The 23,124-nt window shown below is 65.9% G+C and carries 18 protein-coding genes; 12 read left to right on the top strand and 6 right to left on the bottom strand.

Going from position 1 to position 23,124, the window contains the following annotated elements:
* Positions 1-8: 8 nt before the first annotated feature.
* The gene (locus tag NX02_RS33010) at positions 9-284 is read right to left on the bottom strand and encodes a hypothetical protein (protein ID WP_162232698.1); all 276 of its coding nucleotides are present in this window, start codon (positions 282-284) and stop codon (positions 9-11) included.
* A gap of 100 nt (positions 285-384) precedes the next feature.
* On the opposite strand from NX02_RS33010, the gene NX02_RS17500 reads away from it, so the two are divergent.
* The 12 genes from NX02_RS17500 to NX02_RS17445 all read left to right on the top strand — a co-directional run bounded on the left by NX02_RS17500 (position 385) and on the right by NX02_RS17445 (position 14,520).
* Positions 385-687, top strand: a complete 303-nt coding sequence (locus NX02_RS17500) for a hypothetical protein (RefSeq protein WP_025293500.1) — start codon at positions 385-387, stop codon at positions 685-687.
* A 943-nt stretch (positions 688-1,630) separates the two neighbouring features.
* Positions 1,631-3,859, top strand: coding sequence for a TonB-dependent receptor (locus NX02_RS17495; protein WP_025293499.1), 2,229 nt, complete (start codon positions 1,631-1,633; stop codon positions 3,857-3,859).
* Positions 3,860-3,903: 44 nt separating this feature from the next.
* Positions 3,904-6,483 carry a beta-glucosidase family protein gene (locus NX02_RS17490; protein WP_162232697.1) on the top strand — a complete coding sequence of 860 codons (2,580 nt, stop codon included), beginning with the start codon at positions 3,904-3,906 and terminating at the stop codon, positions 6,481-6,483.
* A 63-nt stretch (positions 6,484-6,546) separates the two neighbouring features.
* Positions 6,547-7,443 carry a LysR family transcriptional regulator gene (locus NX02_RS17485; protein ID WP_039996656.1) on the top strand — a complete coding sequence of 299 codons (897 nt, stop codon included), beginning with the start codon at positions 6,547-6,549 and terminating at the stop codon, positions 7,441-7,443.
* 156 nt (positions 7,444-7,599) lie between these two features.
* Positions 7,600-7,830, top strand: a complete 231-nt coding sequence (locus tag NX02_RS17480; protein ID WP_025293496.1) for a DUF3311 domain-containing protein — start codon at positions 7,600-7,602, stop codon at positions 7,828-7,830.
* An 8-nt stretch (positions 7,831-7,838) separates the two neighbouring features.
* A complete protein-coding gene (locus tag NX02_RS17475) occupies positions 7,839-9,284 on the top strand; it encodes a sodium:solute symporter family protein (protein ID WP_245648627.1) in 1,446 nt (481 codons plus the stop codon).
* A 336-nt stretch (positions 9,285-9,620) separates the two neighbouring features.
* The gene (locus NX02_RS17470; RefSeq protein WP_039996655.1) at positions 9,621-10,547 is read left to right on the top strand and encodes a dihydrodipicolinate synthase family protein; all 927 of its coding nucleotides are present in this window, start codon (positions 9,621-9,623) and stop codon (positions 10,545-10,547) included.
* Complete coding sequence (locus tag NX02_RS17465; protein ID WP_025293493.1) at positions 10,547-11,761, top strand: NAD(P)/FAD-dependent oxidoreductase; 1,215 nt, start codon at positions 10,547-10,549, stop codon at positions 11,759-11,761. The genes NX02_RS17470 and NX02_RS17465 overlap by 1 nt, the downstream gene beginning before the upstream one ends.
* Complete coding sequence (locus NX02_RS17460; protein WP_025293492.1) at positions 11,758-12,057, top strand: (2Fe-2S)-binding protein; 300 nt, start codon at positions 11,758-11,760, stop codon at positions 12,055-12,057. The genes NX02_RS17465 and NX02_RS17460 overlap by 4 nt, the downstream gene beginning before the upstream one ends.
* Positions 12,054-13,463 (top strand): FAD/NAD(P)-dependent oxidoreductase, encoded by a 1,410-nt coding sequence (locus NX02_RS17455; protein WP_025293491.1) that lies wholly within the window; start codon positions 12,054-12,056, stop codon positions 13,461-13,463. The genes NX02_RS17460 and NX02_RS17455 overlap by 4 nt, the downstream gene beginning before the upstream one ends.
* A 126-nt stretch (positions 13,464-13,589) precedes the next feature.
* Positions 13,590-14,081 carry a VOC family protein gene (locus NX02_RS17450; protein ID WP_025293490.1) on the top strand — a complete coding sequence of 164 codons (492 nt, stop codon included), beginning with the start codon at positions 13,590-13,592 and terminating at the stop codon, positions 14,079-14,081.
* Between the two features lie 34 nt (positions 14,082-14,115).
* Positions 14,116-14,520, top strand: coding sequence for a RidA family protein (locus NX02_RS17445; protein WP_025293489.1), 405 nt, complete (start codon positions 14,116-14,118; stop codon positions 14,518-14,520).
* 223 nt (positions 14,521-14,743) lie between these two features.
* Here NX02_RS17445 and NX02_RS17440 read toward each other — a convergent pair whose 3' ends face one another.
* From NX02_RS17440 to NX02_RS17420, 5 genes are all read right to left on the bottom strand, one after another.
* On the bottom strand, positions 14,744-17,023 hold the full coding sequence (locus NX02_RS17440) for a TonB-dependent receptor (protein ID WP_025293488.1): 2,280 nt from the start codon (positions 17,021-17,023) through the stop codon (positions 14,744-14,746).
* Between the two features lie 115 nt (positions 17,024-17,138).
* Positions 17,139-18,455 (bottom strand): MBL fold metallo-hydrolase, encoded by a 1,317-nt coding sequence (locus NX02_RS17435; protein ID WP_084717876.1) that lies wholly within the window; start codon positions 18,453-18,455, stop codon positions 17,139-17,141.
* Positions 18,456-18,563: 108 nt separating this feature from the next.
* Positions 18,564-20,930 carry a TonB-dependent receptor gene (locus tag NX02_RS17430; protein ID WP_025293487.1) on the bottom strand — a complete coding sequence of 789 codons (2,367 nt, stop codon included), beginning with the start codon at positions 20,928-20,930 and terminating at the stop codon, positions 18,564-18,566.
* Between the two features lie 617 nt (positions 20,931-21,547).
* Complete coding sequence (locus NX02_RS17425; RefSeq protein WP_025293486.1) at positions 21,548-22,471, bottom strand: FecR family protein; 924 nt, start codon at positions 22,469-22,471, stop codon at positions 21,548-21,550.
* Positions 22,462-23,034: an RNA polymerase sigma factor gene (locus tag NX02_RS17420; protein ID WP_025293485.1), complete on the bottom strand. Its 573-nt coding sequence runs from the start codon at positions 23,032-23,034 to the stop codon at positions 22,462-22,464. Before NX02_RS17420 ends, NX02_RS17425 begins: the two co-directional genes overlap by 10 nt.
* Between the last annotated feature and the right edge of the window lie 90 nt (positions 23,035-23,124).

Raw genomic sequence — 23,124 nt, 5'->3', positions numbered from 1 at the left:
CGTTCCGTTCAGATCGGCGCGATCGCGAAGCGCCCATCGCGGCTGAGCGGGGCTGGATCGACGCGTTGCGGGTGATGCATTCTGGCGCGCGAATCCAGAGCTTGTGGACGTATTGGCCAAAGTCGTTCGAACGCAACGCAGGATTGCGCATCGACAATGCCCTGTTCAACCCGCCGGCCGCCGCGCTGCTGGTCCGTGCCGATGTCGATCCTGCGCGGCGGTGTTGGACCCGCGGGCATGCGAATGTGACATCGGATGGGCCGCAGCCGCAAGCCTTCAGCCATGGCCATTCAGCGGCCAATGATATGACAATGCCACGGCACCAGACACGGCGCGCCGCGTTTCCCCCTTCGGCCTTAACAGACGTCGCATGGAGCAGGATCAATGAAAACCGTTACGGGCGAATTCGATACGCGGCGCGAGGCTGATCTGGCGATCGAGCGGCTGGTTCAGGAATATGGGGTCGAGCGCACCGATATCTTCGTCGCGCCCGAGGGCAAGGACAACAGCGCGGGACAGGCGGTGGACGGCGCAGATCTGACCACCGGCCCGGCCGGTAGCGAGGAACGCGATGATAGCGCGCTGCGCGGCGTACTCGCCATCTCGATCGATATAGCCGAAGAGGATGCCGAGGTCGTGAAAAACGCACTGACCGCCGCCGGGGCGATACACACGAACATCAAGTAGGGCGTGTGCGCGCGCCGGCCGCTCAACGCCGTCTTCCGCATCGCGCAGACCGACAACGCGATCCCGAGATATTGCAAGCCCTGTCGCAGGAGGGGGCGTATTGCTGGGATGAGCGAAAGCCGCACGCCAAATGGCGGGAGAGAAAGGATCGCGCGGCGACGCAGCGGCGTTTCTCGATCCGCTCGGCATGTCCGCGACCACCTTCGATCGGGCAGGGAAGGCCGACGCACCCGATGCCTACAGGCTCCACACACGCGAGCGATGGAAGCGCGGCGACAGTTGGGCATTGCTCCATATCTATGGAGGTCCGGATCGCACGACCATCCATGGCGCGGTTGTCGATGGCGCCGGCCGATGCAGTATCCGCGGTCGAAATGGACGATGCCTCACGCCGGTACGCATCGATCTGGCAGCGGCGCCGTGTGACCAGTTGAGAGAAGAACATGGCAGGCCGTACAAAAAGTCCGGTCGCTTCCGAACGTGTGAAGTCTCCGTCGCAAATAGATTTCCCGGTAAGACGCAATATCGAAGATGCGGGGGGGGCAGCGCGCCCACGGAGGCGATCGGCAGAGTATCGCGGGCAACAGCCATGGAACAGGCCCAGCACCGGTATGGCATCAGGTGAATGCCGCGCACACGACTTGCCCGGATCCATAGATCCGCCTCAGCCTCATGCTGAGATTGGCACGTCGCGGAGCGCATGCTGCGGCGGAGGGCGCTTTCCCGATAGGCGCGGGATCGAGCCCAATCGCAGGGCATCCTCAAGCCATGCGATCATATTGATTTTCAATCATGATCAATCCCAGCCGTTGCGTTGAGCGCAACGTTTCTCCTGTTTCGGCAGCATTGAAGCGGTCGGGTACCCGTGTGACCTTCCCATCTTCCGGTGAGAGCGGGGACTTGCTGTTGCACCGGCCACAATCAATAAGGGGAAAGGGGTTCCATGAAAACTTGCCAGCACGGGTCGCTGAGGCTCTTCATCTCGGGCATCATGGCCGGCACCGCATTCTGCGCAGTACCGGCGCAGGCGCAAGACACCGCGGGTCCGAGCGATGGATCCGGCGCCGATATCGTCGTCACCGCCTCCAAGCGCACGGCATCGACCATTCAGGACACGCCTATCGCAGTGCAGGCGCTGGGCGGCGACGCGCTGAAGGAAAAGGGTGCACTCGATTTCGCCGACTTCTACCGCTCGATTCCCGCGCTTTCGGTGCAGGACGAAGGCCCCGGCGACAAGCGCTACGTCATCCGTGGCATCAATGCATCCGGGGCAGGCACGGTTGGCCTCTACCTTGATGAAATCGTCATCACCGGCGAGAATTCGCAGGATGGCGGCGGCCAGGCGCCCGACGTGAAGCTGTTCGACATTGACCGCGTCGAAGTGCTCAAGGGACCGCAGGGGACCACCTTCGGCGCCAGTTCGATGGCCGGCACGATCCGATACATCACGAACAAGGCCGATCCCGACGGCGGGGTCACGGGCTATGTCCAGTCCGCGCTGCGCGCCACCAAGGACGCCGCGCTCGGACTGCAGACCGACGGCGCCGTCAACCTTCCGATCATTCCGGGCGTTCTCGCTGTGCGCGCCTCCGGCTTCTACGCCGACCTCCCCGGCTGGATCGACAACCGCTTCGACAACGGCGCCAACGCGGAGAAGAGCAAAGCCGGCCGCATCACCGCCCGCCTCCAGGCTACGCCGGACCTCACGCTTGACGTCACGGCAATGTACCAGGACGTGCACCAGGACGCGAAGAATTACTATAACCGGCTGGACTTCGCCGGCAACCCGCTTCCGAAGAACTTTCAGGCGGACGAAGTTCGTTCGCCTTATGATGACGAGAGTGAACTTTACAACGCTACCGTCAACTATAAGCAGCCTTTCGGCACCTTCACCGGTACGCTTTCGCGGTTCGTACGGGACACCAAGTTCGTTCGCGACGCGAGCCTCGCGGCGCAGGCCTTCTTCGGCCTCGACTATGACGGCGAGGGGCGCAGCGCGCTTGTGCAGACCAAGCATCGTCGCGTCGATAGCGGTGAGCTTCGCTTCGCCTCGGATTTCGACGGCCCGATCCAGGTGCTGGTCGGCGGTTTCTTCCAGAACGAGAACCGCTTCTTCAACAGTGCGTGGCCGCTTGCGGACGCAACCGGCAACTTCGCTCCCGATGCCGACCTCCTGCTGAACCGCGACGTGACGACCAAGATCAAGGAAAGGGCGTTGTTCGGCGAGATCAGCTACGAATTCCTTCCCAGCGTGACCTTCACCGCAGGCGGCCGCCTGTTCGATTTCAAGCTGGAGCAGCAGTCGGTAGCGCTGGTCGCGGCGGGCGGTGCCCCCGGCGCCGGCGCTGGGCCGACGCTGGAAACGAAGGACGACGGCCTGATCGGTCGCTTCAACCTGGCGTGGAAGGTCAACGACCAGGTCAATACCTACGTCCAGGTGGCGCAAGGCTATCGCTCGGGCGGCACCAACGACCAGACCGCAGCCGCGATCGCTGGCGTCGTCATTCCCGACGGCTATGGCTCGGACTCGCTGTGGAGCTACGAGTGGGGCGTGAAGACCACATTGATGGACCGCAAGCTGTTCCTGAACGGCGCGCTCTACTACATCGACTGGTCGGATATTCAGGTGTCCCAGCAGGCAAGCAACGGCACCGTTTCCTTCGGCTACACCGGCAATGGCGGCAAGGCCGAGGTCAAGGGCGTCGAGATGACGCTCGAAGCCCGCCCGGTCGCCGGCCTCAACATCAACCTCTCGGGCAATTACAACACCGCCAAGCTCGCCGAGGACAACCCGGTGCCCGCCACCGGCCGCAAGGGCAATCGCGTTCCCTACGTGCCCGAATTCACCGGCTCGGCAAGTATCAATTACTCGACCTTCGTCGATGCTTTGGATGCCGAAGCATCATTCGGCGCCGACGCAAGCTATCAGGGTGGCATGGCAACCAAATTCAACCCAACCATCGCCAACTACCAGACGCTCGACTCATATTGGCTCGTCGGACTGCGTGCGGGCGTAAGCAAGGGGCCCTGGGCCATCAACCTCAACGTATCCAACCTGTTCAACGACCGTACGACGATCAACTATAACGAGATCGTGCCGGGCGTTTACCCGCTGGGCTATTACATGAACCGTCCACGGACGGTCAGCCTGTCGGGCGTGGTCAAGTTCTGATCGTCATGGCTGCTTCCTCGACGTCCGCCCTCACGGCACGCCGAATGGCATCCGCCTCCCGGAGAGCCGTGCTCTCCGGGATCGCGCTTTGCGGCCTGTGGACCGGCGCCGCCTTGGCGGACGATGGCGAGCGACCCTGGCTCGATACCAGCCGGCCACCCGAACAGCGCGCCGATCTGGTCGTTGCGGCGATGACCGACGAGGAGAAGCTGAAGCTGCTCCAGGGCGATACCGAACTCGATGCCAACGGCACCGGCGTGAACGCGTGCGTCGGGCATATCAGCGGGATCGTCCGTCTGGGCCTGCCACGACTGTGCATGGGCGATGGGCCGGCAGGTGTCGGCAACGGCATGAAGGGTGTGACGCAGTTCCCCGCCCCCGTCATGGGTGCGGCGACGTTCGATCGCGACCTGATGACGGCCTATGGAAAGGCGCTGGGCGCCGAGCACGCGGGCAAGGGGCGCAACGTGGTGCTCGCCCCGACCATCAATATCATCCGCACGCCCAAGTGGGGCCGCCTTGCGGAAACGCTGAGCGAGGATCCCTATCTCACCGCGCAACTGGGAGCGTCTATCACCAGCGGCATCCAGTCGCTCGGCCTGATCGCGACGCCGAAGCATTTCGCGGCGAACAATCAGGAATGGCTGCGCCTGGGCGATGGCCCCGCCTATGAAGCGACCGATGCGATCGTTGCCGAGCGCACCTTGCGCGAAATCTATTATCCGGGTTTCGAGGCGGTGGTGAAGGAGGCGAAGGCAGGCTCCATCATGTGCGCCTATAACCGCATCAACGGCCTCTATGCCTGCGAAAATCCCCAAACGCTGGGCGCGTTGAAGCGCTGGGGTTTCGATGGATTCGTCGTCGCGGACTGGTATTTCGCGCACCGGTCGACGGCGCCGTCGGTGAAAGCAGGGCTCGACATTTCGATGCCCGGGGGAGCAAGCCCGTTCGGCTTTGCCGAATTCTACGGGCCGAACGAACTCAAGGCGGCGCGCGCCAAGGGCGCGATCACCCAGGCCGATATCGACGGGATGGTGAAGCGGATCGTCACGCCGATGTTCCGCCTCGGCCTCGTCGATCGGCCGATCGCTGCCGCCGACGCCGCTGCCAATGTGCGCAATCCCGCGCACCTCGTCCTGTCCCGGAAGATCGCCGAGCAAGGCACCGTGCTCTTGCGCAACGAGCGTGGCGTGCTGCCGCTCAGGGCAAGGTCCATCGCCGTGATCGGCGATGATGCGGGCCCGAACGTCCAGACGTCCGAGCGGTATGGCGGCTTCGTCAAGACCGAGGATGTCGGCACGCTGAAGGCGCCCGTCGACGCAATCAGGGCCGCGCTGGGGGATGGGGTTGCGGTGACCTACGCACGCGGTACGCTCGGCATCGCGCCGCTGCCGGCCATGCCGGCATCCGCGTTCGACCGCCTGACCGCCCGCTACTATGCTTCGCCCGACTGGTCGGGTGAACCCGTTGTGACGCGCGGCGAGGCGCAGATCGACTATGCCGAAGCCGGACCCAAGGCAGGCGTTCAGGGCCTGCCCGCGCTCTGGTCCGCGCGCTGGACGGCCGGCTTCGTTCCTCCGAAAACGGGCAATTATCGTTTCTCGCTCAACGGTGGCGGCGAAATCGCACTGAACATCGACGGCCGGCGCGTGGCCTATGTCCCGAAGCAGAGCTTTCGTCTCGCCACGCACGGCATGGTCCGCCTCGAGGCGGGAAAGCGAGTCGCGCTCGAACTGACCTATTCCAATGCACCGACGCTGTCGGCCAACGAGTTGCGGCTCGGTTGGCAAGCACCAGACGACAGGCTGCTTGACGAGGCCGTAGCGGCCGCCAGAAAGGCCGACGTCGCGGTGGTTTTCGTCGCCGATCATGTTTCGGAAGGTGCTGATCGTACCGACCTGAGGCTGCCCGGCGACCAGGATGCGCTGATCGAGGCGGTTGCGGCGGCAAACCCCAACACCGTGGTCGTGCTTCACACCGTCGGCCCCGTCCTGATGCCGTGGCGTGACAAGGTCGCAGGCATTCTCGCAGCCTGGTATCCTGGGGAGCAGGCCGCCGACTCGATTGCAGCCTTGCTGACCGGCAAAGCGAACCCGTCGGGCAAGTTGCCGGTGACCTTTCCGGCCGACGAGGTCAACGGCCCCGCCGATCAGCAAATCCGCTATCCCGGCATCGGTACCACCGCCCGCTACGACGAGGGCATATTGGTGGGTTACCGCTGGTATGACGCAAAGGGCATCGCGCCGCTCTATCCGTTCGGCCATGGGCTCTCCTATACGCGCTTCGCGTACAGCGGCCTCGAGGTCGCGAAGCGCGGTCGCGGATGGACCGTGCGCGCCACCGTGCGCAACATCGGCAGCGTGCCGGGTGACGAGGTCGCTCAACTCTATGTTTCCATGCCGGCGGCTGCGGCCGAGCCGCCGCGCCAGTTGAAGGGATTTGCCCGGATCTCGCTGCAGCCGGGCAAATCGCAGACTGTCGAGTTCCCGCTCGATGCGCGGTCGCTGTCCTACTGGGACGAAAGCACCCGCGACTGGCGCATGGCGCGAGGCACCTATCGCCTCCATGTCGGCACTAGTTCGCGCAACCTGCCGCTTGCCGAGGACTTCGATCCCTCACGCTGACCTGCTAGGAAGGCGCGATAGCTCCGTAAGAGCCTTGAGGATCACGCCTTGTCCGAAGCCGGAATGCGATACCTGCTGGAAGCGCTCAATGCCGGTTCGATGCGTGCGGCTGGCGATCGGCTCAACGTCGCACCATCTTCGATCAGTCGGCAGATCGGACAATTGGAAAGCCAGTACGGGCTGGCGCTGATCGAGAAGGGGCGACGCGGCGTACGCCTGACGCACGCGGGCGAGATCGTCATCGCCCATTATCGCAACCAGATCGCCGACCGCGAAGCGCTCCATGCGAAACTGGAGGAATTGCGTTCCGTTCGCACCGGCCAGGTTACGGCCGCGATCGGCGAGGGATTTGCCGGCAAGAGCTTCACATCGCTCGTCAGCAAATTCGCGGAGGCCAATCCGCAGATCCGGCTGGAGATCCTGACCGGTTCGACCCAGGAAATCCTGCGCATGATCGCCGACGACGAAGCGCATTTCGGGCTCGTCTTCTCGACGCCCAACGACATGAAGATCCACGTCCGCTCGGTCATCGCGCAGCCCCTCATGGCGATCATGCTGCCAAACCACCCGCTTGCCGCCAAGGCCAGCGTGAGCATTGCCGAACTCGCCGGGGAGGCGCTCGTCCTCCCCCCCGCGCACTTCCGCATCCGGCAGATCTTGAGCGTGGCCGAGGCGAACTCGAAAACGTTCTTCCAGCCCGCAATCACCTCGAATTCGATCCATATCCTGCAGGATGCCGTGCGTGCCGGGATCGCTGTCGCGATCCTGCCGCAGATATCGGTCTGGTCGGAGCTGAGCGAGGGCACGATGGTGAGCGTGCCGATCGCCGACGACGCGATCGAGGAGACGACGACCAGCCTGGTGCTGCGTTCCGGCCGTCAGCTGGAAGGGGCGCCGCTGCGCTTGCTCAAGCGGATCGAAGCGCAGTTGCGGCAGTGGAACAAGCCGATCCGGCATTAGCGCCGATGCCCCGCCGCCGATCGACGGCGGCATAGGATCTTCAGCGCGCATGATCGCGCGCCCGTTCTCTTTGACGCAACATTTGCGACGCTTTTGGTCATTGAACGCAACGGGCCGTCCGGCCACGCTCCGGTGTCCCAAGCCAGAGAGCGATCCATGACCGAACCCACCGACGACGCCGATGTGGTGCAGCGCCTCAGGCGTGCCGATCTGTTGCTGCTGCTTCCATTCGCCTGGCAACTTGGCCTCGCCCCCTGGGCGAATGGCGTAAGCTGGTCGCCGCTGGGCCTGCCCTTCGGGATGGTATGGCAGATGGCAGGAATTCTCTTTGCCACCGTCGTGCTGGGCTTTCGCTTCGCCCTCGACACGTCGGGTCCTGCGAAATGATCCTTGGATTGATCCTGCTGATCGTTGGCGGCACCACCGCCGGATCGATCCTCTACGGTCGTCGGAAACAGAAGCGTGCCCAGAGCATGGAAGAGTGGGCGCTCGGCGGCCGCAAGCTCGGAACGCTGGTGTTCTGGTTCCTCAACGCGGGCGAGATCTACACCACCTTCGCCGTACTCGGCATTTCGGGCTTCGCCTGGGCCTATGGTGCGCCGGCTTATCTCGCATTTTGTTCGGTCTCGCTGTCGGCATCGGTCGGCTACTGGCTCACCCCTTTGATCCAGTCATACGGCCGCAGGCATGCGCTGGTGACGCAAGCCGACTTCTTTGCCCATCGCTATCGCGCACCCTGGTTGGGCGTGTGCGTCGCGGCCGCGGGCCTCGTCGCGCTCGTGGTCTACGTGCAGATTCAGGTGACGGCGCTCACGCTGGTGGTGCGGTTGGCCGCGGGGCCGGGCATAAGCGCCGGTGTTGCGGCCTGCGTCGCCGTTGCGCTGATGGTGCTCTTCGTCTTCCTGGCCGGGCTGCGCGCCGCAGCCTTTGCCGCCGGGGTGAAGGACATCCTCATGCTGGTCGTCGTTTTGGCGCTGGCCTGGAGTATCGCAGGGGTGGTCGGCGAAGCATCCGTGCTCGACGTGTTTCGCAGCGTGAGCGAGCGCTTCCCGGAAGCGATGCGCTTCCCCGGTCTCAAGCCGGAACTCGGTCTGGACACGACCTGGCTGATAACCTCCGCGATCAACGTGGCGCTTGGCACCTACATCTTCCCGCACATGTTCCAGCTCTGCTATTCGGCCGACAGCACGGAAACGATCCGGCGAAACGCAGTCTTCCAGCCGATCTACTCGCTGTCCTATTTCTTCATCATCCTGCTCGGCTTCGCAGCGCTCCTTGCCGGCACGCAGGCACCCGGCGGGGATCCCAACGCGCTGTTGCTGGCGTTCGTCGGGGAACGGTATCCGGCCTGGATGCTGGGTCTGCTGGCCGGCACCGCATCCTTGCTGGCGCTCGTGCCGGGATCGGTGCTGCTGCTCACCTGCGGCTCGATCTTCAGCCGCAATATCCTGCGTCCACTGATCCCGTCGATCGATGACAGGACCGAACTGCTGGTCTCGCGCATCGCCATGGTCGGCTTCGCCGCGATCGCCCTCTACCTGACGCTCGGGGCGAGCGGATCGCTGGTGGAGATCGGCCTGTCCGCCTATGCCGCGATCGGCATGCTCGCGCCAGGCGTCTACTGCGCGTTCCTGCTGCGCCGGACGAGCGCGGCGGCGGTGCTGGCGGGGCTGCTTGCCGGCTACGCCGTGCTTTGGCTGCCGGCATTTTCGCTGCTCGCCTCGACCTGGCTTCCGCATTGGGAGCGCGGGCTGGTGGCACTCATCGTCAACGCGGTCGTCACGGTCGGCCTTTCGCTGCTGCTCCCGCGAAGGGCATTCGCCTTCGCGCAGCCCGCCTGAGCGATGTTGCTGTCATCTTGGCGACACACCTCGGCATTCCGGCTTGGCTATTCTGCCGGATGTGCGATGCTTCAGCAAAGCGCTGCGTGCTGCAAGCGTAGTGAAGCGTGCCCGCGGAACGGTTTGCTGGCTGCAATCCTCCGCCGCGGCAACAACAACCAATTTGAAGATGGATTCTACTTTGCCGCGTACGTTGCGGCGGGCGCAACGTTTTGACCCTCTCCACGCCATTGCTGCTGACTTGCCGCACTGGCATCGACCTTCAGGTGACGGAAAGCGCAACGCAGAGTGCGCTGCCGCAGCAGGACATCCGCAGGTCAGGAACAGGGATAAATCATGGCAGTGAGCAAGCGTTCGCGGGTGAACTGGCGGGGCTATATTCCCGCCATCACGACGCCATTCGTCGATGAGGACACGCTGGACGAGAAGGGGCTCGGCCTGCTGCTTGAGTGGCTGATCGATCAGGGCATGCACGGCCTGGTTCTGGCCGGCACCACCGGTGAGTGGACGAGCATGCGACCCGAAGAGCGCAAGCGCCTCTTCGAACTGGCCGGCGCACAGGCCGCGAGGAGGCTGCCGCTGATCGCGGGTTGCTCCAGCTTTACGGCACGCGAAACCATCGCTTATGCACAAGCTGCCTCGGGCGCTGGCTTCGAAGGCGTGCTCGTCACGCCGCCCCCCTATGTGCGCCCGCTGGCGGATGAGATCGTCGCGTTCTACGAAGAAGTCGGTGCTGCCATCGATCTGCCGATCTGCGTCTATAACTGGCCGCCCGGTACCGGCATCGACATGCCGCTGGACGTCCTGCGCCGCCTCGCCGACATCGATGCGATCGTTGCCATCAAGCAGTCCACTCCGCGATTCACGACCTTTGCCGAAACCGTCTTCGCGCTGGGCGAGCAGGTCCGCGTCTTCGGCTATCCGATGGACGAACTGGGATTGACGATGCTGCGCGTCCATGGCGGCGACGGTACGATGGGTGCGGGCGGCGTGCTGGGGCGCAACCAGTCCGGCTTCTACGACAAGTTCTGGGCCGGCGACATTGACGGCGCCCGCGCGTGCGGCCGCAAGGACCGCGTGTTGATGGAGGAGTGGTATACTCCCGATCTGGTCGGCAAATTCGGTTCCGGCCCCGCGATCCTCAAGGCTGGGTTCGACGCGATGGGTCTGCCCGGCGGCCCGGTGCGCAAGCCGCTGAGGGCCGTTACCGAAGCCGATCGCGAAAGCATTGCCGCGACGCTGCGGAAGCTCGATATGCTTTGATGATGGGCGATGGGACCACCAATTGCGACATCCTGATTGTCGGTGGCGGTCTCGTCGGCTGCGCTACGGCCTGGCATCTCACGCGCATGGGATTGCGCGTGCTGCTGGCCGAGCGCGGTCATCTGAATGCCGGCGCTTCGGGCCAGAATGCCGGTTCGCTGCACTTCCAGATCGAGCGCCGATTCCTCGAACAGGGTGAGAAGGCCGCGGCGGACGGGGCGCGGATCGTGTCGCTCAATCGCGTCGCGATCGACGAATGGCGTGGCCTGGAGGAGATGCTCGGCCGTCCGCTCGATGTCGTAATGCACGGCGGCCTGATGGTGGCTGAAACGGAAGCCGAACTGGAACTGCTCGCCTTCAAGGTGGCGCGCGAGAATGAACTTGGCCTGTCGACGCAGGTTTTGGACGGCGCGGACCTGCGCCATCGCGCCCCCTGCCTCGCCGGCGGACTGGCGGGTGCCGCCTGGTTGGCCGATGAAGGGCATGCCAACCCGCGCATTCTCGTCGACGCCTTTGCCCAAGGCGCGCACGAACGGGGCGCAACGATCCGTACGGGTACGACGCTCACTGCCCTCTCCATGGCGCGCGACGGCACGTACCGGGCGACGCTGCAGATGCCGGCCGGAGAATGCCGCGTGCAGACACCCCGCATCCTGCTGGCCGCGGGACATTGGGTGCCGCATCTCGCCGCACTGCTCGGTCTCAATGTTCCGCTTTATGCGGCGCCGCTCATGATGAGCGTCACCGATCGCACCGAACCCGTGCTGCCCTTCCTGATCCAGCACGTCGGCCGCCGCCTCTCGATGAAGCAGACCGAGGACGGAAACATCCTGATCGGCGGCGGTTGGCCCGCCCGCCTCGCGCGGAGGCAGGATGGCAGGCCGGACCATGACGCGCCGCCGATCGTCGAACCCGCCAACCTGCGTGCCAATCTCGAGGTGGCGACGCGGGTGATGCCGGCGCTTGCCCGGCGTGCGCTCCTGCGAACATGGACGGGCACGACCTGCATCTCCGCCGACCAGCTTCCCATCGTCGGCGAGGTGGCCGCGGCACCGGGGTTGTTCGTCGCGGCCGGCGGGTCGCTTTTCACTTTGGGCCCAGTGCTGGCGCGGCTGCTCGGACCCACCATCGCCGAAGGCTCCGTGCCGGAGGAACTCGAGATGTTCACGCCGCGGCGGTTCGCTCACCTCGACGCGTTTGCGGTGCTCCCATGAAGCGGATCGAGAACGGGGTGGCCCGCCCCCGGCCGGTCACGGTCGAGGTGGACGGCCAGTGCGTGACCGCGCATCCCGGCGAGATGGTCGCCGTAGCGCTTCTCATGGGCTCGCTCCGCTTTCGCAGCGATCGTTCCGGCCGCGCGCGGGGGATGTTCTGCAACATGGGAACGTGCAGCGAATGCACGGTCTGGATCGGCGGCCAGGATCTCGGCTGGCGGCGCCAGCGGAGCTGCCTCGTCCCCGTAGCGGACGGCATGCGGATCCGCACCGACGATCCGGATCGCACGGCATGAGCGCGTTCGATGTGGCCATCGTGGGCGGCGGCCCTGCTGGCCTGGCAGCGGCCGAGCGCACCCTGGCGGCGGGCCTCTCGACCTGCATCGTCGACGAACAGCAGCGCCCCGGCGGGCAGATCCTGCGTCAGCCGCCCGCAAGCTTTTCGGTGCCGGGCTGGTTGAACGGCAGGCCCTATCGCAAGGCGCGCGCGTTGCTCGCCCGCGTGAGCAGCGACACGCGTCTGCACTGGCTGGGCGGCCGCTCCGTCCTCGGCCTTGCGCCCGGTTCCGGACCGGCCGGCGGCATCGCGCTGACGCTTGCGGGCACGGCGGGCGGTGTCGAACGGATCGATGCGGCGCGGGTGGTCATCGCCGGAGGCTGTTACGACATGCCCGCCGCCTTTCCGGGCTGGACGCTCCCGGGCGTGATGAGCGCGGGCGCCGTGCAGACGTTGGTCAAGGCGCAGCAGGTTCTGCCGGGCCAGCGCATCCTGCTGTTCGGTACCCATCCGCTCATGATCGTGCTGGCGCGGCAGATTGCCGAGGCGGGTGGCGCGGTGGTGGCGGTCTGTTTCGCACAGTCCTTCGCGGCGATGGTGAGGACGGCGCTGCGCCATCTGCCGCGCGCTCTGTCGGCACCCGCCCCCTTGATCGAGGCACTGGCCGGTGTGGCCGCGTTGCGCCGGGCGGGCGTGACGGTGCGCTTCGGTACGACGGTGCAGCGCTGCGCGGGACGCGATGTCCTCGAGCGTGCGATACTGGCGCACGGCGAGGCCGTCGCCTGCGATCTGGCGGCGATGTGCTTCGGCTTCCTGCCGCAATCGGATCTGATCCGCCAGGCAGGCGCCGCCGTCCGCTGGAGCGATCCGGCGGGTGGCTGGGAGGCTGTTCATGATGGGGCGATGCGCACCACCGTCCCGAACGTCTATGTCGCGGGCGAGACGACGGGCGTGGCCGGCAGCGACGTGGCGATGGCCGAAGGTGCCATCGCCGGGCTTGCCGTGGCGCAGGATGCCGGCGCCTTGGCAAGGCAGGAGGCAGCAGCAGCGATGCGCAAGCCGCACCGGCAACGAAGAGCGATGACTGGGTTCGTTGAGTTGTTGCGTGCCGTCGCCGATCCACGGCCGTGGCTCCCGCAACCGGCGGACGGCACGGTGGTGTGCCGCTGTGAGGATATTTCGGCAGCAGAAGTGGATCGGGCAATTGCGGATGCCATCGCAGTCGGCGAATCGTTTGGCGCGAGTGCCGTCAAGCTGCGCTGCCGGGCGGGAATGGGCCTTTGCCAGGGGCGCAGCTGCGAACATGCGCTTGTGCGCCGGATCGCGAGCGCTCGACGATGCCCGGAAAGCGCAGTGGAAGGTTTTCGAGTTCGCTTCCCGGCCCGCGCGGTATCGGTCGGCGACCTCTTGGCTGCGCGTGACTGATTCCAGCCGGCGGGGGAATGCGGTTCAGCCTATGTTGCGTCCATCGCAACATCTACGTTCGATGGACGCCATTGCCCAGCCAAGGCTCCAGCGTAGGCTGATGTACGTCTAGCCGGAGCTTTTCGTATGACCGATGCAGCCAACGACCGCCCAGTCTTCATCGAGGCCGATCACGTCTCCTGGACCGTGGCGGACGCCGACGTCGTCGCACGATGGTATTGCGAGGTGTTCGGCGCCGCCGAACTGTTTCGCATGGGGCCGCTCGATGCGGACGATATCCCGCTGGGAGAGGATGGCCGCGACTGGATGGCCAGCCATGTCAACGTGCCCGGCGCGCGTCTGACGCTGATCATGCTCAAGCTGACCGCCAATCTCAATTTTCAGCTCGTCCAGTACGACAAACCCGCTGATCGCAATGAAACCCTGCCGCGCAACTGCGACCGCGGCGGCCATCATCTCGGCATCAAGGTCGATGACGTCAGCAAGGCGGCCCGTTATCTCACCGCGCACGGCTGCACCCCGATGGACGTCATCGACATCACCGAGGGGCCGTTGGCCGGAAAGAAGAACCTCTACATCCTCGATCCGTGGGGCCATCAGCTCGAGATCGTCGACTGATCCGTTTCGCCACCGAACCCGACCGGAGCCTGCCATGACCAGCACGCGCATCAATCCCGAGACGCTCTATCCGAGCGTTCAGTACGGCTTCTCGCACGCAACTCTCGACGAAGCGACCGGCACCGTCCATCTTTCGGGGCAGGTCGCCTGGGACAAGGAGTATAACGTCGTCGGCGGCTCCGACGTCGGGCTTCAAGCGCGGCAAGCGCTCGCGAATATCAAGGCAGTGCTTCACGCGGTGGGGGTCGGCCCCGAGGCGGTGCTTCGCCTGCGCACCTTCATCGTCGACTATGACGTGTCGATGCTCGGGGCAATCGGCCCGGAGTTGGCTGCGTTCTACGGCGATGCGATGCCCGCATCGAACACCGTGGTGGGCGTACAGGCGCTGGCGATGCCCGATTTCCTGATCGAGATCGAGGCCATTGCAACCGTCAAGTAGACACTGCCGGCGCTTGGTGGTGCGACACCATCTTCAGCACGGGCCCATATTTGTGCGGCCGGCGATACGGGCGCTGGCGCGGTCTTGCTGATCGCCATCGAGGATCGCGCCATGGCGGTGTCATTGTTGCTGCCGGGTATTTTCCTCAAGAAAGAGCGATCGGCCCTCCCGAAGCACATCGAACTTCCCCCGGAGCTGTCCCCGGGGGAAGCCGGCGTCTCCCTTAGAACGCGTAGCCCAGGCTGAATCGCACCGAACGCGGCAGGATATAGCGGCCGTTGGCGTTGAGGCCGAATGTGTTTGGATCGCCTTCGGTCAGCCCCTGTTCGTCGAAGATGTTATCGCCGAACACGCGAAGGTTGAGGCCGTTCGCCAGCGCCAGCTCGATGCCGAGATCGACCTTTTGATAGGCCGGCAGGGGCTGTGTGTTCTGGATGTTGCTCTGGCGTTCGCCGACATGGCTGAACGCGCCGTAGAGCGACCCATCGACGCCGCCGAGGCTGAACGTATAGCTCGGCGCCACGCGCAGTTGCCAGCGTGGCTGGCGCGGCGCGCGGTTGCCGACCACGGTCGGGTCGGCGTCGGCGCTTATGCTGGCATCGAGATAGGTCGCCGCGGCGACGACCGCGAAGCCGCTGCCCAGATTGACGTCGGCATCGAACTCCAGCCCCTGACTCTCGGTCTCGAAGCGCGAGATCGGCGCATCGACCACCGGTGCGGTGGACCGCGTTGCCTGCGTTTCGACGCGGAAGGCGGTCAGATAGAGACCGATGCCGCGTTGCTGGAACTTCAGCCCGCCCTCATATTGGCGAACGTCGTAGAACAGGTCGTCGCCCGCGGCGATCTGCGTCTGCCCGCCGCGCAGGTCATCGAAATAGGGCAGGCGGAAGCCATCGTTGATGCGCAGGAAGGCGCCGAAATCGTCGGTGAACGCATAGTTGGCGCCGGCCGTCCAGGCGATGCCCTGTTCGGCATAATCGTTGACGATATTGTCGACGCCGGTCAGCCCCTTGACGGGATCGGCGGCGGTGTTGGCGACATAGTCGATGCGATGGTCGACCCAGCGCACGCCGCCGTCGAGGCGCAGCCGGTCGACGATCTCATAGTCGGCGACGGCGTAGAGCGCGTTCATCCGGCCGTCGCCGCGCGCGTTGAGGCGGGTGCCGTTGAGGCAGGGCGCCGGTGCGTTGGTGACCGTCGCACAATCGATGGTGACCTGCTCGCGACCGCCGCCCACCTCGAAATAGCGGGCATTGTTGTTGAGGTTCCACAGATCCTCGGCGCCGTAGCGCGAGGCGAAATAGCCGAGCGTCACCGATCCGCGGCCGACGTCTTTCGTCACCGACAGGTCGTTGGAGACGCTGTCGATATCCTTCTGCACCGCCCAGAAGCCAATATGCTGAACGACCGCGTCGGGCCCCAGCGTGCGGCCGGTGCTGGTCGTGGCCGCGGACGCCAGGCCGAGCTGGCCGATCGTGCGTGCGCCGCCACGCGGGCTGAGGCCATAGGTGTCTGCGTCGCCCTCAAGGTAGCTGAAGCGCTCGGCAACCGACCAGCCGCCGTCGAAGTCGAGCGCAAGGCTGCCGCCCGCGATGATCCCCTTGAAGCCGCGGCCGTCGCCATAATCGGCGGCGAAACGCTCGCCATAAGGGCCCTCGACGACGATGTTGCGATTGGCCGGGCCGACCTGGACATAGCTGGAATCGATGCCGTCGACGTTCAACGGCACCGGCAGATACCAGGCGCCATGATCGTCGGTATGGCGGAAATAGAGGTTGATCTTGCCGTTGCTCAGCCGTTTGGTGAGGTTGATCGTGACCTGATGGCCTTTCTCCGAATTGAAGCCGGCCTCGCGGACGCCCTCCGACTGCTGCACATAACCGCCGATCATGTAGTAGAAATCGTCCGCCAGCTTGCCGCTCAGCACGCCATCGACGCGCAGCAGATCGTAGGTCGAGGTCGAGGCGCGGATGCTGCCGTGCGTTTCCTCGCCGCCTTCCTTGAGCAGGAAATTGGTGGTGAGGGCGGGCTGACCGTTGGACAGCACCGGATTGGGGCCGCCGCGCAGCGCCTCGACGCGCTCGATCGTCTCGTCGATGCGGAAGATCGAGCTGTTCTCGAGGAAGCCGATGGTCGGCGGGGTGTAGATCGGCACGCCTTCGAGCTGGATGGTCACGAACGGCGCGTCGCCGGTGCCGGGAAAGCCGCGCAGGTTGATGTTGGCCCCGGCGACGCCGCCCGAGCTTTCCACCCAGACGCCGGGCACCGCCTTCAGCAGGTCGGCGGTGCTCTGCGGGCCGAAGCGCGCGACCGCTGCGTCGTCGAGCGTCGTGATCGCGAAGCTCGCATCGACCTTGCGTTGCTCGGCACCGCCGGGCGTACCGGTGACGATGATCTCGCCGCCATCGTCGGCGGGCGGCGGCGGCGCAGGCTGGGTCTGCGCCGCGGCAGGAAATGCGGCGAGCGCGGAAGCGGTGAGGATGGCAGTCAGGACGGTCTTCATCGATGGTCTCCGTGTTAAGGCTTGGTTTGCGGGCAAGCCGCGGGCGGCGACGGAAGCGCTGCTGCGCCTCCGCCTGGAAAAAGACGGGTCGGTTCAGTGGGTCAGGCGGGCAGGATCAGTCGGCCATATAGGGCCCGAACCGTGCGATCAGGGGCCGCCGGGCGTCCTTGTCGTTAAGGATGAAGACCATGTAGCTGTCGCCGCCCGGGGCGACGCGGATCACGACATGACCCTCGAAGCTCTTGTAGATCGAGTCCATCAGCTGGCCGATCGATGCGCGCGTTTCCGGCCGCATGCCGGTCGAAAACACGTCGCGCGGGCCGGGATAATAACCCTGCGAGGCCATCCGCCATACCACCTCCTCGCTAGGCTGCGGCGAGAGCCAGTTCTGCTGGACGATCACACGGGGGCGCAGGTTGCGCAGCAGATTGCCATTGATCGCATCGCGATTGCCATGATGGTCGAGCGTCATCACGTCGACCGGCCCGACCACCGCCGAGACCGGCGTCTCGACGTCGCGCCAGAAGGGCTGGTCGTAAGCGGGCACGCCTGGGATGTCGCCGCCGCTATAATAGTCGAACTTGCCGTAGCTGAGCCTGATGACGTTGCTGAACGGGTTCTCGTCGAAGCCGCAATCCTTGATGTCGCCGTAGGGGATATAGTCGGTCACCCCATCGCCGTGCCCGGTCCACAGCCGGCCGCTGGCGGCGATATTCCGGATATGAAAGCGGGGATATCGGGCGGGCGCATGGACGAGCGCGATCTGGTCGAGCTTGCCCGGCGTGAGACCCGCCACGGCCTCGCCGCGCGCGCGGCGATGATCGACGAAGGCCAGATAATTGGCGAAGGTCGGGTTGTCCTTGCTCTCACGGCACCTTCTCAGGTCGATCGGCGCCATATAGTCGGGCGCGGCGCGATCGAGCAGCGTGCGCACCGGCAGCAGCTCGGCGACCTCGGTGATGCCCGACAGGCGGTAGGCGCCGTTCGCCGACAGCGGGCTCGCCGCAGTGACGGCACCATAATGGTCGGAATGGAAATGGCTGATCAGCGCATAGTCGATCGCCGGTGCGCGGCCCGGCGGCGCGAACTGGCGGATATAATCGGCGATCCATGTGGCGGGAGTGCGGCTCGCATCGGGCCGCGCGTCGAACGGGATCAGCGGACGAAGCCTGGAAAAATCGCTGCCGGCGCCGGCATCGATCAGCAGCGTCGTGCCGTCAGGCAGGATCAGATAGGCGGCATTGCCGCGGCCGGTGCTGATATGATGGATGTCGAGCTCGCCCGGACTCCAGCGCGGCAGCGCCTCCGACAGGGGCGGCGCCCGGGGCGGCGGCAGCGGCTCCGCACCGGCCTGGGGCCGCGCGGGGCCGGCGGGCATGAGCGCCAGCGCCGCGGCGCATGCCGAAGCCAGGATTGCGAAGGTTCGTCTCATTCAGGGTCTCCCGTCATGATGGCGCACGCCATCGGCTTGGGGCGGCGCCCGTTGGCGCGGGTCCGCATGGATCAGCAGTCGGTTGGCCGGGCACGTCGGCCGGGGGGTTCAAAAACGGTAACCGATCGAAACGCTCAGGTTCCGGCCGAACAGGGGTCTCGCGATGATCGCTCCGAATTGCAGGACCGCGCCGAGAGCACGCGTATTGCCCTCGGTCAGTCCGAACTGGTTGAACAGGTTCTGCACGACGACGTCCGCGTACAGCCCATCGTCGAAATCGACGTGGAGGCCGGCGTCGACGGTCGCATAGGCAGGCAGCGGCTGGAGGTTCTCGACGTCTGAATAGCGCTTGCCGACATAGGCGTAAGTCGCGCGCAGCTTGATCGCGGCCGCGCCGGCGCGGACCGAATAAGCCGGCGTCACCGCGAATTGCAGGTTGGGCTGGCGAACGACGCGATTGCCCGAATTGGCGCCGAAGCCATGATAGCGCCCATCCTCATAGGTGCCACGCAGCCCGAGCGTCACGCGCGGCGCGGCGGCAATCTCGGCGTCGACTTCCACCCCCACGGCATGCGCGCCGCCGACCAGCACGATCGTGTCGACGCTGCCGTCGGATGATGCGACGAAGCGCGAGAATTGCAGCCCCGTGAAGCGGTTGACGAAGGCGTTGACCGAAGCGCGGAGCGACCCCGTGGCGGCATTGATTCCGGCCTCGAACGCATCGGCGGATTCGTGGCGTGGCCCCCCGACCCTGAGTTTGTCGAAGCTCTGCAGGTTCGAGCCATGGCTCAGTCGCGCGTGAAGGATCAGCCGGTCGGCGATCGTCTTGTGGACGATGCCCGCCGCCCAGGAGACGCGGACTGCCTTGTTGCCGGCATAGTTCGAGGTCATGAGCAGCCGCGCGCCATTATTGTCGTAAAGCGTCAGCGGATTGCCGTCGAAATCCTGGCCGGCGAGCACGTCGCGCACGCGCCCGCCGATGCGCTGATGCTCGACGCGCAGACCGGCATCGACCGTCGTTGCCGGCGACAGCGTCCAGCGATCATGAACGAACAGCGCGATGTTGGTGCCGCCGCTCTTGCCGACGGTCTGGCCGGTGGTGGCGCTGACGAAGCCGTCGCGGGTCGCGACGACGCCATTGTCGAGGCGCACGTCGATGCGCCGGGCGTTGTCCGTTGCGGTCAGCAGCAGATTGTTGCCGACATAGCGGGTGTCGGCCGAACGATAATGGGCGAGATAGATGCCGCCGGCCAGCGCGTGCGGCCCCAGCGCCGCCGACAGGCGCAGTTCGTCGGTGAGCGCCGTGATGCGCTTGCTGACCGACCACAGCCCGGCCGTGAGCACATAGCGGTCGCCGTCGAGCGGCTGACCGCTGGCCGCGAGGATCGCAGTAGCTGCCGTCGCCCGACCCGCTGCGGCGACGACGCGCGGATCGGCATTGGCGCGCGCCACAAGGTCGTCGAGATAGCGGTCGAGCGTCGTCGGCACCGGGCCGGTGAACAGTCCGACGGTGTCGGCATGGCCATCGGTGAGATTGAATCGGTTGGTGAGGGTGAGGGCGGGCGCGGGCGTCCAGTCGAAGGTCGCGCCGGCGACGATCAGATCGAGGCCGCGGCCCTGCTGCAGGTCGACCGGCAGCAGCCGGCCGAAGCCGGTATCGATGCCGAGGCGGCGGGTGTCGGCACCGATCAGCGTGTCTTCCAGCGGATCGAAGCCGGGCAGTGCGGCGAAGCGGCCGCCGCCCTTCGCAAGCAGCGGCACGCCCGTATAGAAGGCGTTGCGATCGCTGGTGTAGCGCGCATAGGCCATCACGCTGCCGGTCGCGAAGCGATGCGTGACGTTGGCGCTGATCTGGCCGCCGACATCGGCGATGAATTGTGTGTTGCGAAGGCCTTGGGAAGTGCGATGGAAGCCGCCCAGCGCGAAGACCGTGTCCGGCCCAAGCGGGCCCGAATGATAGAGATCGATGCGCACCGAACCATAGTCGGTCTCGGTCAGCCGCAGCCCGCCGGCGGGGGCAGCGGTGCCGGTACGCTGGATGAAGTTGAGCACCGCGCCGGGCTGGCCGTTGGCGAAGATCGGGCTGGTGCCGCCACGCAGGATCTCTGCGCGCTCGATCATGTCGTCGATGCGGAACAATGTGGTGTTCTCGCTGAACACCAGTTCGGTCGGCGGGAAGATCGGCGCGCCATCGATGTGGACCGACAGAAAGGGTGAATCACCGGTGGTCGGGAAGCCGCGAACGAAGACGTTGGCGCCGGTCGCGCCGCCGGTTGTTTCCGCCCAGATTCCCGGCGCCAGCTTCAGAAGGTCGGCGGTGTTGTTCGGCGCGATCTCATGCATCCGGTCGAGCGTGACCGTGGTGATCGCGAGGCCGGCATCGAAGCGGCGCTGCGGTACTGCCGTACCGGTGACGATGATCTCGTCATCGCCTTCCGGCAGGGGTGGCGCAGCCGGGCGAAGCGCCGGGCGCACAGGGGCGGCACGACGAACCGCAGGTCGGGATGACAGCGCCGGTCGCGGCGCCCGCGCGATGACGCAGGTTCGTTGGTTTGGGCAACTGACGATGAGTCCCGAACCTTCCAGGGCCAGTCGGACGGCGGCCTGGGGCTCGTAATCGCCGCGCACGGCCCGGATACGGCGACCGGTCAGAACATCCTGCCGCGCGAGGATCTGGAGGCCGGTCTGCAGCGCCAGCGCCGGGATGCCGCTGCGCGCAGGCTGGGCCGGTATGTCGATGCGGCGCGGTGCGGCACCCGCAGTTTCGGCAGCGGCGAATGCCAGGACCAGGGAACCTGCCCCCCACCACCTCCGATTGTGTCGCCGACCGATCACCGCGCCCCCTGTCCGGAGGCACGCGCTGCCCCCGCCCGAATGAGTGATGGCGCGGTGACTTCCTCCAACGATGCTGAAAAATATTCGGGATTGACCTCAAATGGCGGTTCGCTTCGGGCCTGTCGTCCCTGGATCGCGCGGAATTCGCGCATTGGTAGCGAAGCGCCGCTTCGTTGCGGTTCGCGAAATTCCGGCGAGCTCGGCGACCGTCCAAAGCGGACGGCCGCTTCGATGCCCGCCAGCGCGGTCGACAATCTCTACAATCCGAGCAGGATCCGATCGCCGTCAAGCCGCATCGGCGCCGCCGCGATCCGCGTGACGGCGTCGGCGAAGCCCTCGACATCGCCGGTTCGGAATACGCCGACCATGCGGATGTCGCGAAGGCGAGGGGCGATGACGATCTGGCGCCGATTGTAGCGGTTGATCTCGGCGATCGCCTGCGCCAGGGTCTCGCCGTCGAACATCACCAGTCCCTCGCGCCAGGCGAGGTGCCGTGCCAGTGCTTCGGCGCCCGGATCGCCGAGTTCAATCTCGCCGGATGCCGACACGGCGGCACGCTGACCCTCGCTGACGCGGCGGCTGCGCCCGCCCGCGGCCGCCAGTGCGACGACGCCTTCGGTTACGATCACCTCTATCGCCATGGCGACCATCTTCACCGAAAAGGCGGTGCCCACCGCGCCGATGCGCAGGCCGCCGGCGTCGACGATGAAAGGCCGCGCAGGGTCGCGCGCGACCTGGAACCACGCCTCGCCGTAAGCGAGCTCGACCGCGCGGCGCTGCGCGGAGAAGCGGACGACCATTCGGCTGGCGGTGTTGAGGAGCGCGCTGGTGCCGTCTGCCAGCGCCAGCCGCCGCGTTTCGCCGCGTTCGGTCTCGTAGCTCGGTGGGCGTGCGAGAATGAGGCCGGTGCCGGCCGCCGCCGCCGCGAGGCCGCCACCGATCAGGATGCGCCGGCGTGTCACCCACGGCGCACGGGGGAGCGGGGGCTGTGCGGCAGGCGGGGCATCGCCGATCGCTTCGGACCAGATCGCCTGCGCCCGCACGAAGGCGCCGCGGTGGCGAACATCCTGCGCCAGCCAACGGTCGAGCGTCTCGCTCTCTTCGGTGGAAAGGCCGCGATCGGTCGCAATCACCCAGGCGGTCGCGGCTTTTTCGATCGGGTTCTCAGGCTTCAGCGCCAAGCACCGCTCCCCGGCCGTCGTGCAGGCGCGTCCGCATCATCCGCTGCAGCATCCTCGTCATCGGTCCTGAGCGCTGCGAGCAGCATCGCCAGTCCCTTGGCCGCCCGCTTTTCCACCGTGCTTTCCGGCACGCCGAGCCTGCGGGCGATCTCTTTCTGAGGCAGGCCCTGGATGCGACGCAACTGGAATATCTCCCTTATCTTCTCCGGAAAGGCCTCGACGATCGCGGCGATTCGGCGCAGTTCCTGCTGGCCCGCTACGATACGATCGGGGCCGGCGCTCTCATCAATGATGTCCGACGCGCCGAAATCCTCCACCAGCATGATCGGCGCGATCCTTGCGCGGCGCAATTGTTCGAACGCGATATGGCGCACGACGGTGAGGAAATAGGCGCGCGGATTGCTGACATGGCCGAGGTCGGGCGCTGCCGCGATGCGGGCATAGGCCTCCTGGATGACATCATCCTCCTCGGTGCCGCGGGGGCAGGAGCGGCGCACCCATTTGCGCACATCGCCTTCGAACCGCAGCAGATTTGCCCTGATCCATGCGATGTTGTTTGCCATAGCGGGTGATTCCTGCAGATGCATGCGCCCGGTCGATTAACCTCGATGCATGACGATCTCGCGACGACGGTGCCGGCAGCGATCCGCCGG

The organism is Sphingomonas sanxanigenens DSM 19645 = NX02 (assembly GCF_000512205.2).
Classification (GTDB): domain Bacteria; phylum Pseudomonadota; class Alphaproteobacteria; order Sphingomonadales; family Sphingomonadaceae; genus Sphingomonas_D; species Sphingomonas_D sanxanigenens.
Note: the sequence above shows the minus strand (reverse complement) of the source record. Positions and strands in the feature narration are given on the sequence as shown.

What these genes read in the sequence shown, in the direction of transcription:
- NX02_RS33010 (WP_162232698.1), bottom strand. Translation starts at nt 284, where the DNA reads ATGGCTGAAGGCTTGCGGCTGCGGCCCATCCGATGTCACATTCGCATG.
- NX02_RS17500 (WP_025293500.1), top strand. Translation starts at nt 385, where the DNA reads ATGAAAACCGTTACGGGCGAATTCGATACGCGGCGCGAGGCTGATCTG.
- NX02_RS17495 (WP_025293499.1), top strand. Translation starts at nt 1,631, where the DNA reads ATGAAAACTTGCCAGCACGGGTCGCTGAGGCTCTTCATCTCGGGCATC.
- NX02_RS17490 (WP_162232697.1), top strand. Translation starts at nt 3,904, where the DNA reads ATGGCATCCGCCTCCCGGAGAGCCGTGCTCTCCGGGATCGCGCTTTGC.
- NX02_RS17485 (WP_039996656.1), top strand. Translation starts at nt 6,547, where the DNA reads ATGCGATACCTGCTGGAAGCGCTCAATGCCGGTTCGATGCGTGCGGCT.
- NX02_RS17480 (WP_025293496.1), top strand. Translation starts at nt 7,600, where the DNA reads ATGACCGAACCCACCGACGACGCCGATGTGGTGCAGCGCCTCAGGCGT.
- NX02_RS17470 (WP_039996655.1), top strand. Translation starts at nt 9,621, where the DNA reads ATGGCAGTGAGCAAGCGTTCGCGGGTGAACTGGCGGGGCTATATTCCC.
- NX02_RS17465 (WP_025293493.1), top strand. Translation starts at nt 10,547, where the DNA reads ATGATGGGCGATGGGACCACCAATTGCGACATCCTGATTGTCGGTGGC.
- NX02_RS17460 (WP_025293492.1), top strand. Translation starts at nt 11,758, where the DNA reads ATGAAGCGGATCGAGAACGGGGTGGCCCGCCCCCGGCCGGTCACGGTC.
- NX02_RS17455 (WP_025293491.1), top strand. Translation starts at nt 12,054, where the DNA reads ATGAGCGCGTTCGATGTGGCCATCGTGGGCGGCGGCCCTGCTGGCCTG.
- NX02_RS17450 (WP_025293490.1), top strand. Translation starts at nt 13,590, where the DNA reads ATGACCGATGCAGCCAACGACCGCCCAGTCTTCATCGAGGCCGATCAC.
- NX02_RS17445 (WP_025293489.1), top strand. Translation starts at nt 14,116, where the DNA reads ATGACCAGCACGCGCATCAATCCCGAGACGCTCTATCCGAGCGTTCAG.
- NX02_RS17440 (WP_025293488.1), bottom strand. Translation starts at nt 17,023, where the DNA reads ATGAAGACCGTCCTGACTGCCATCCTCACCGCTTCCGCGCTCGCCGCA.
- NX02_RS17435 (WP_084717876.1), bottom strand. Translation starts at nt 18,455, where the DNA reads ATGAGACGAACCTTCGCAATCCTGGCTTCGGCATGCGCCGCGGCGCTG.
- NX02_RS17420 (WP_025293485.1), bottom strand. Translation starts at nt 23,034, where the DNA reads ATGGCAAACAACATCGCATGGATCAGGGCAAATCTGCTGCGGTTCGAA.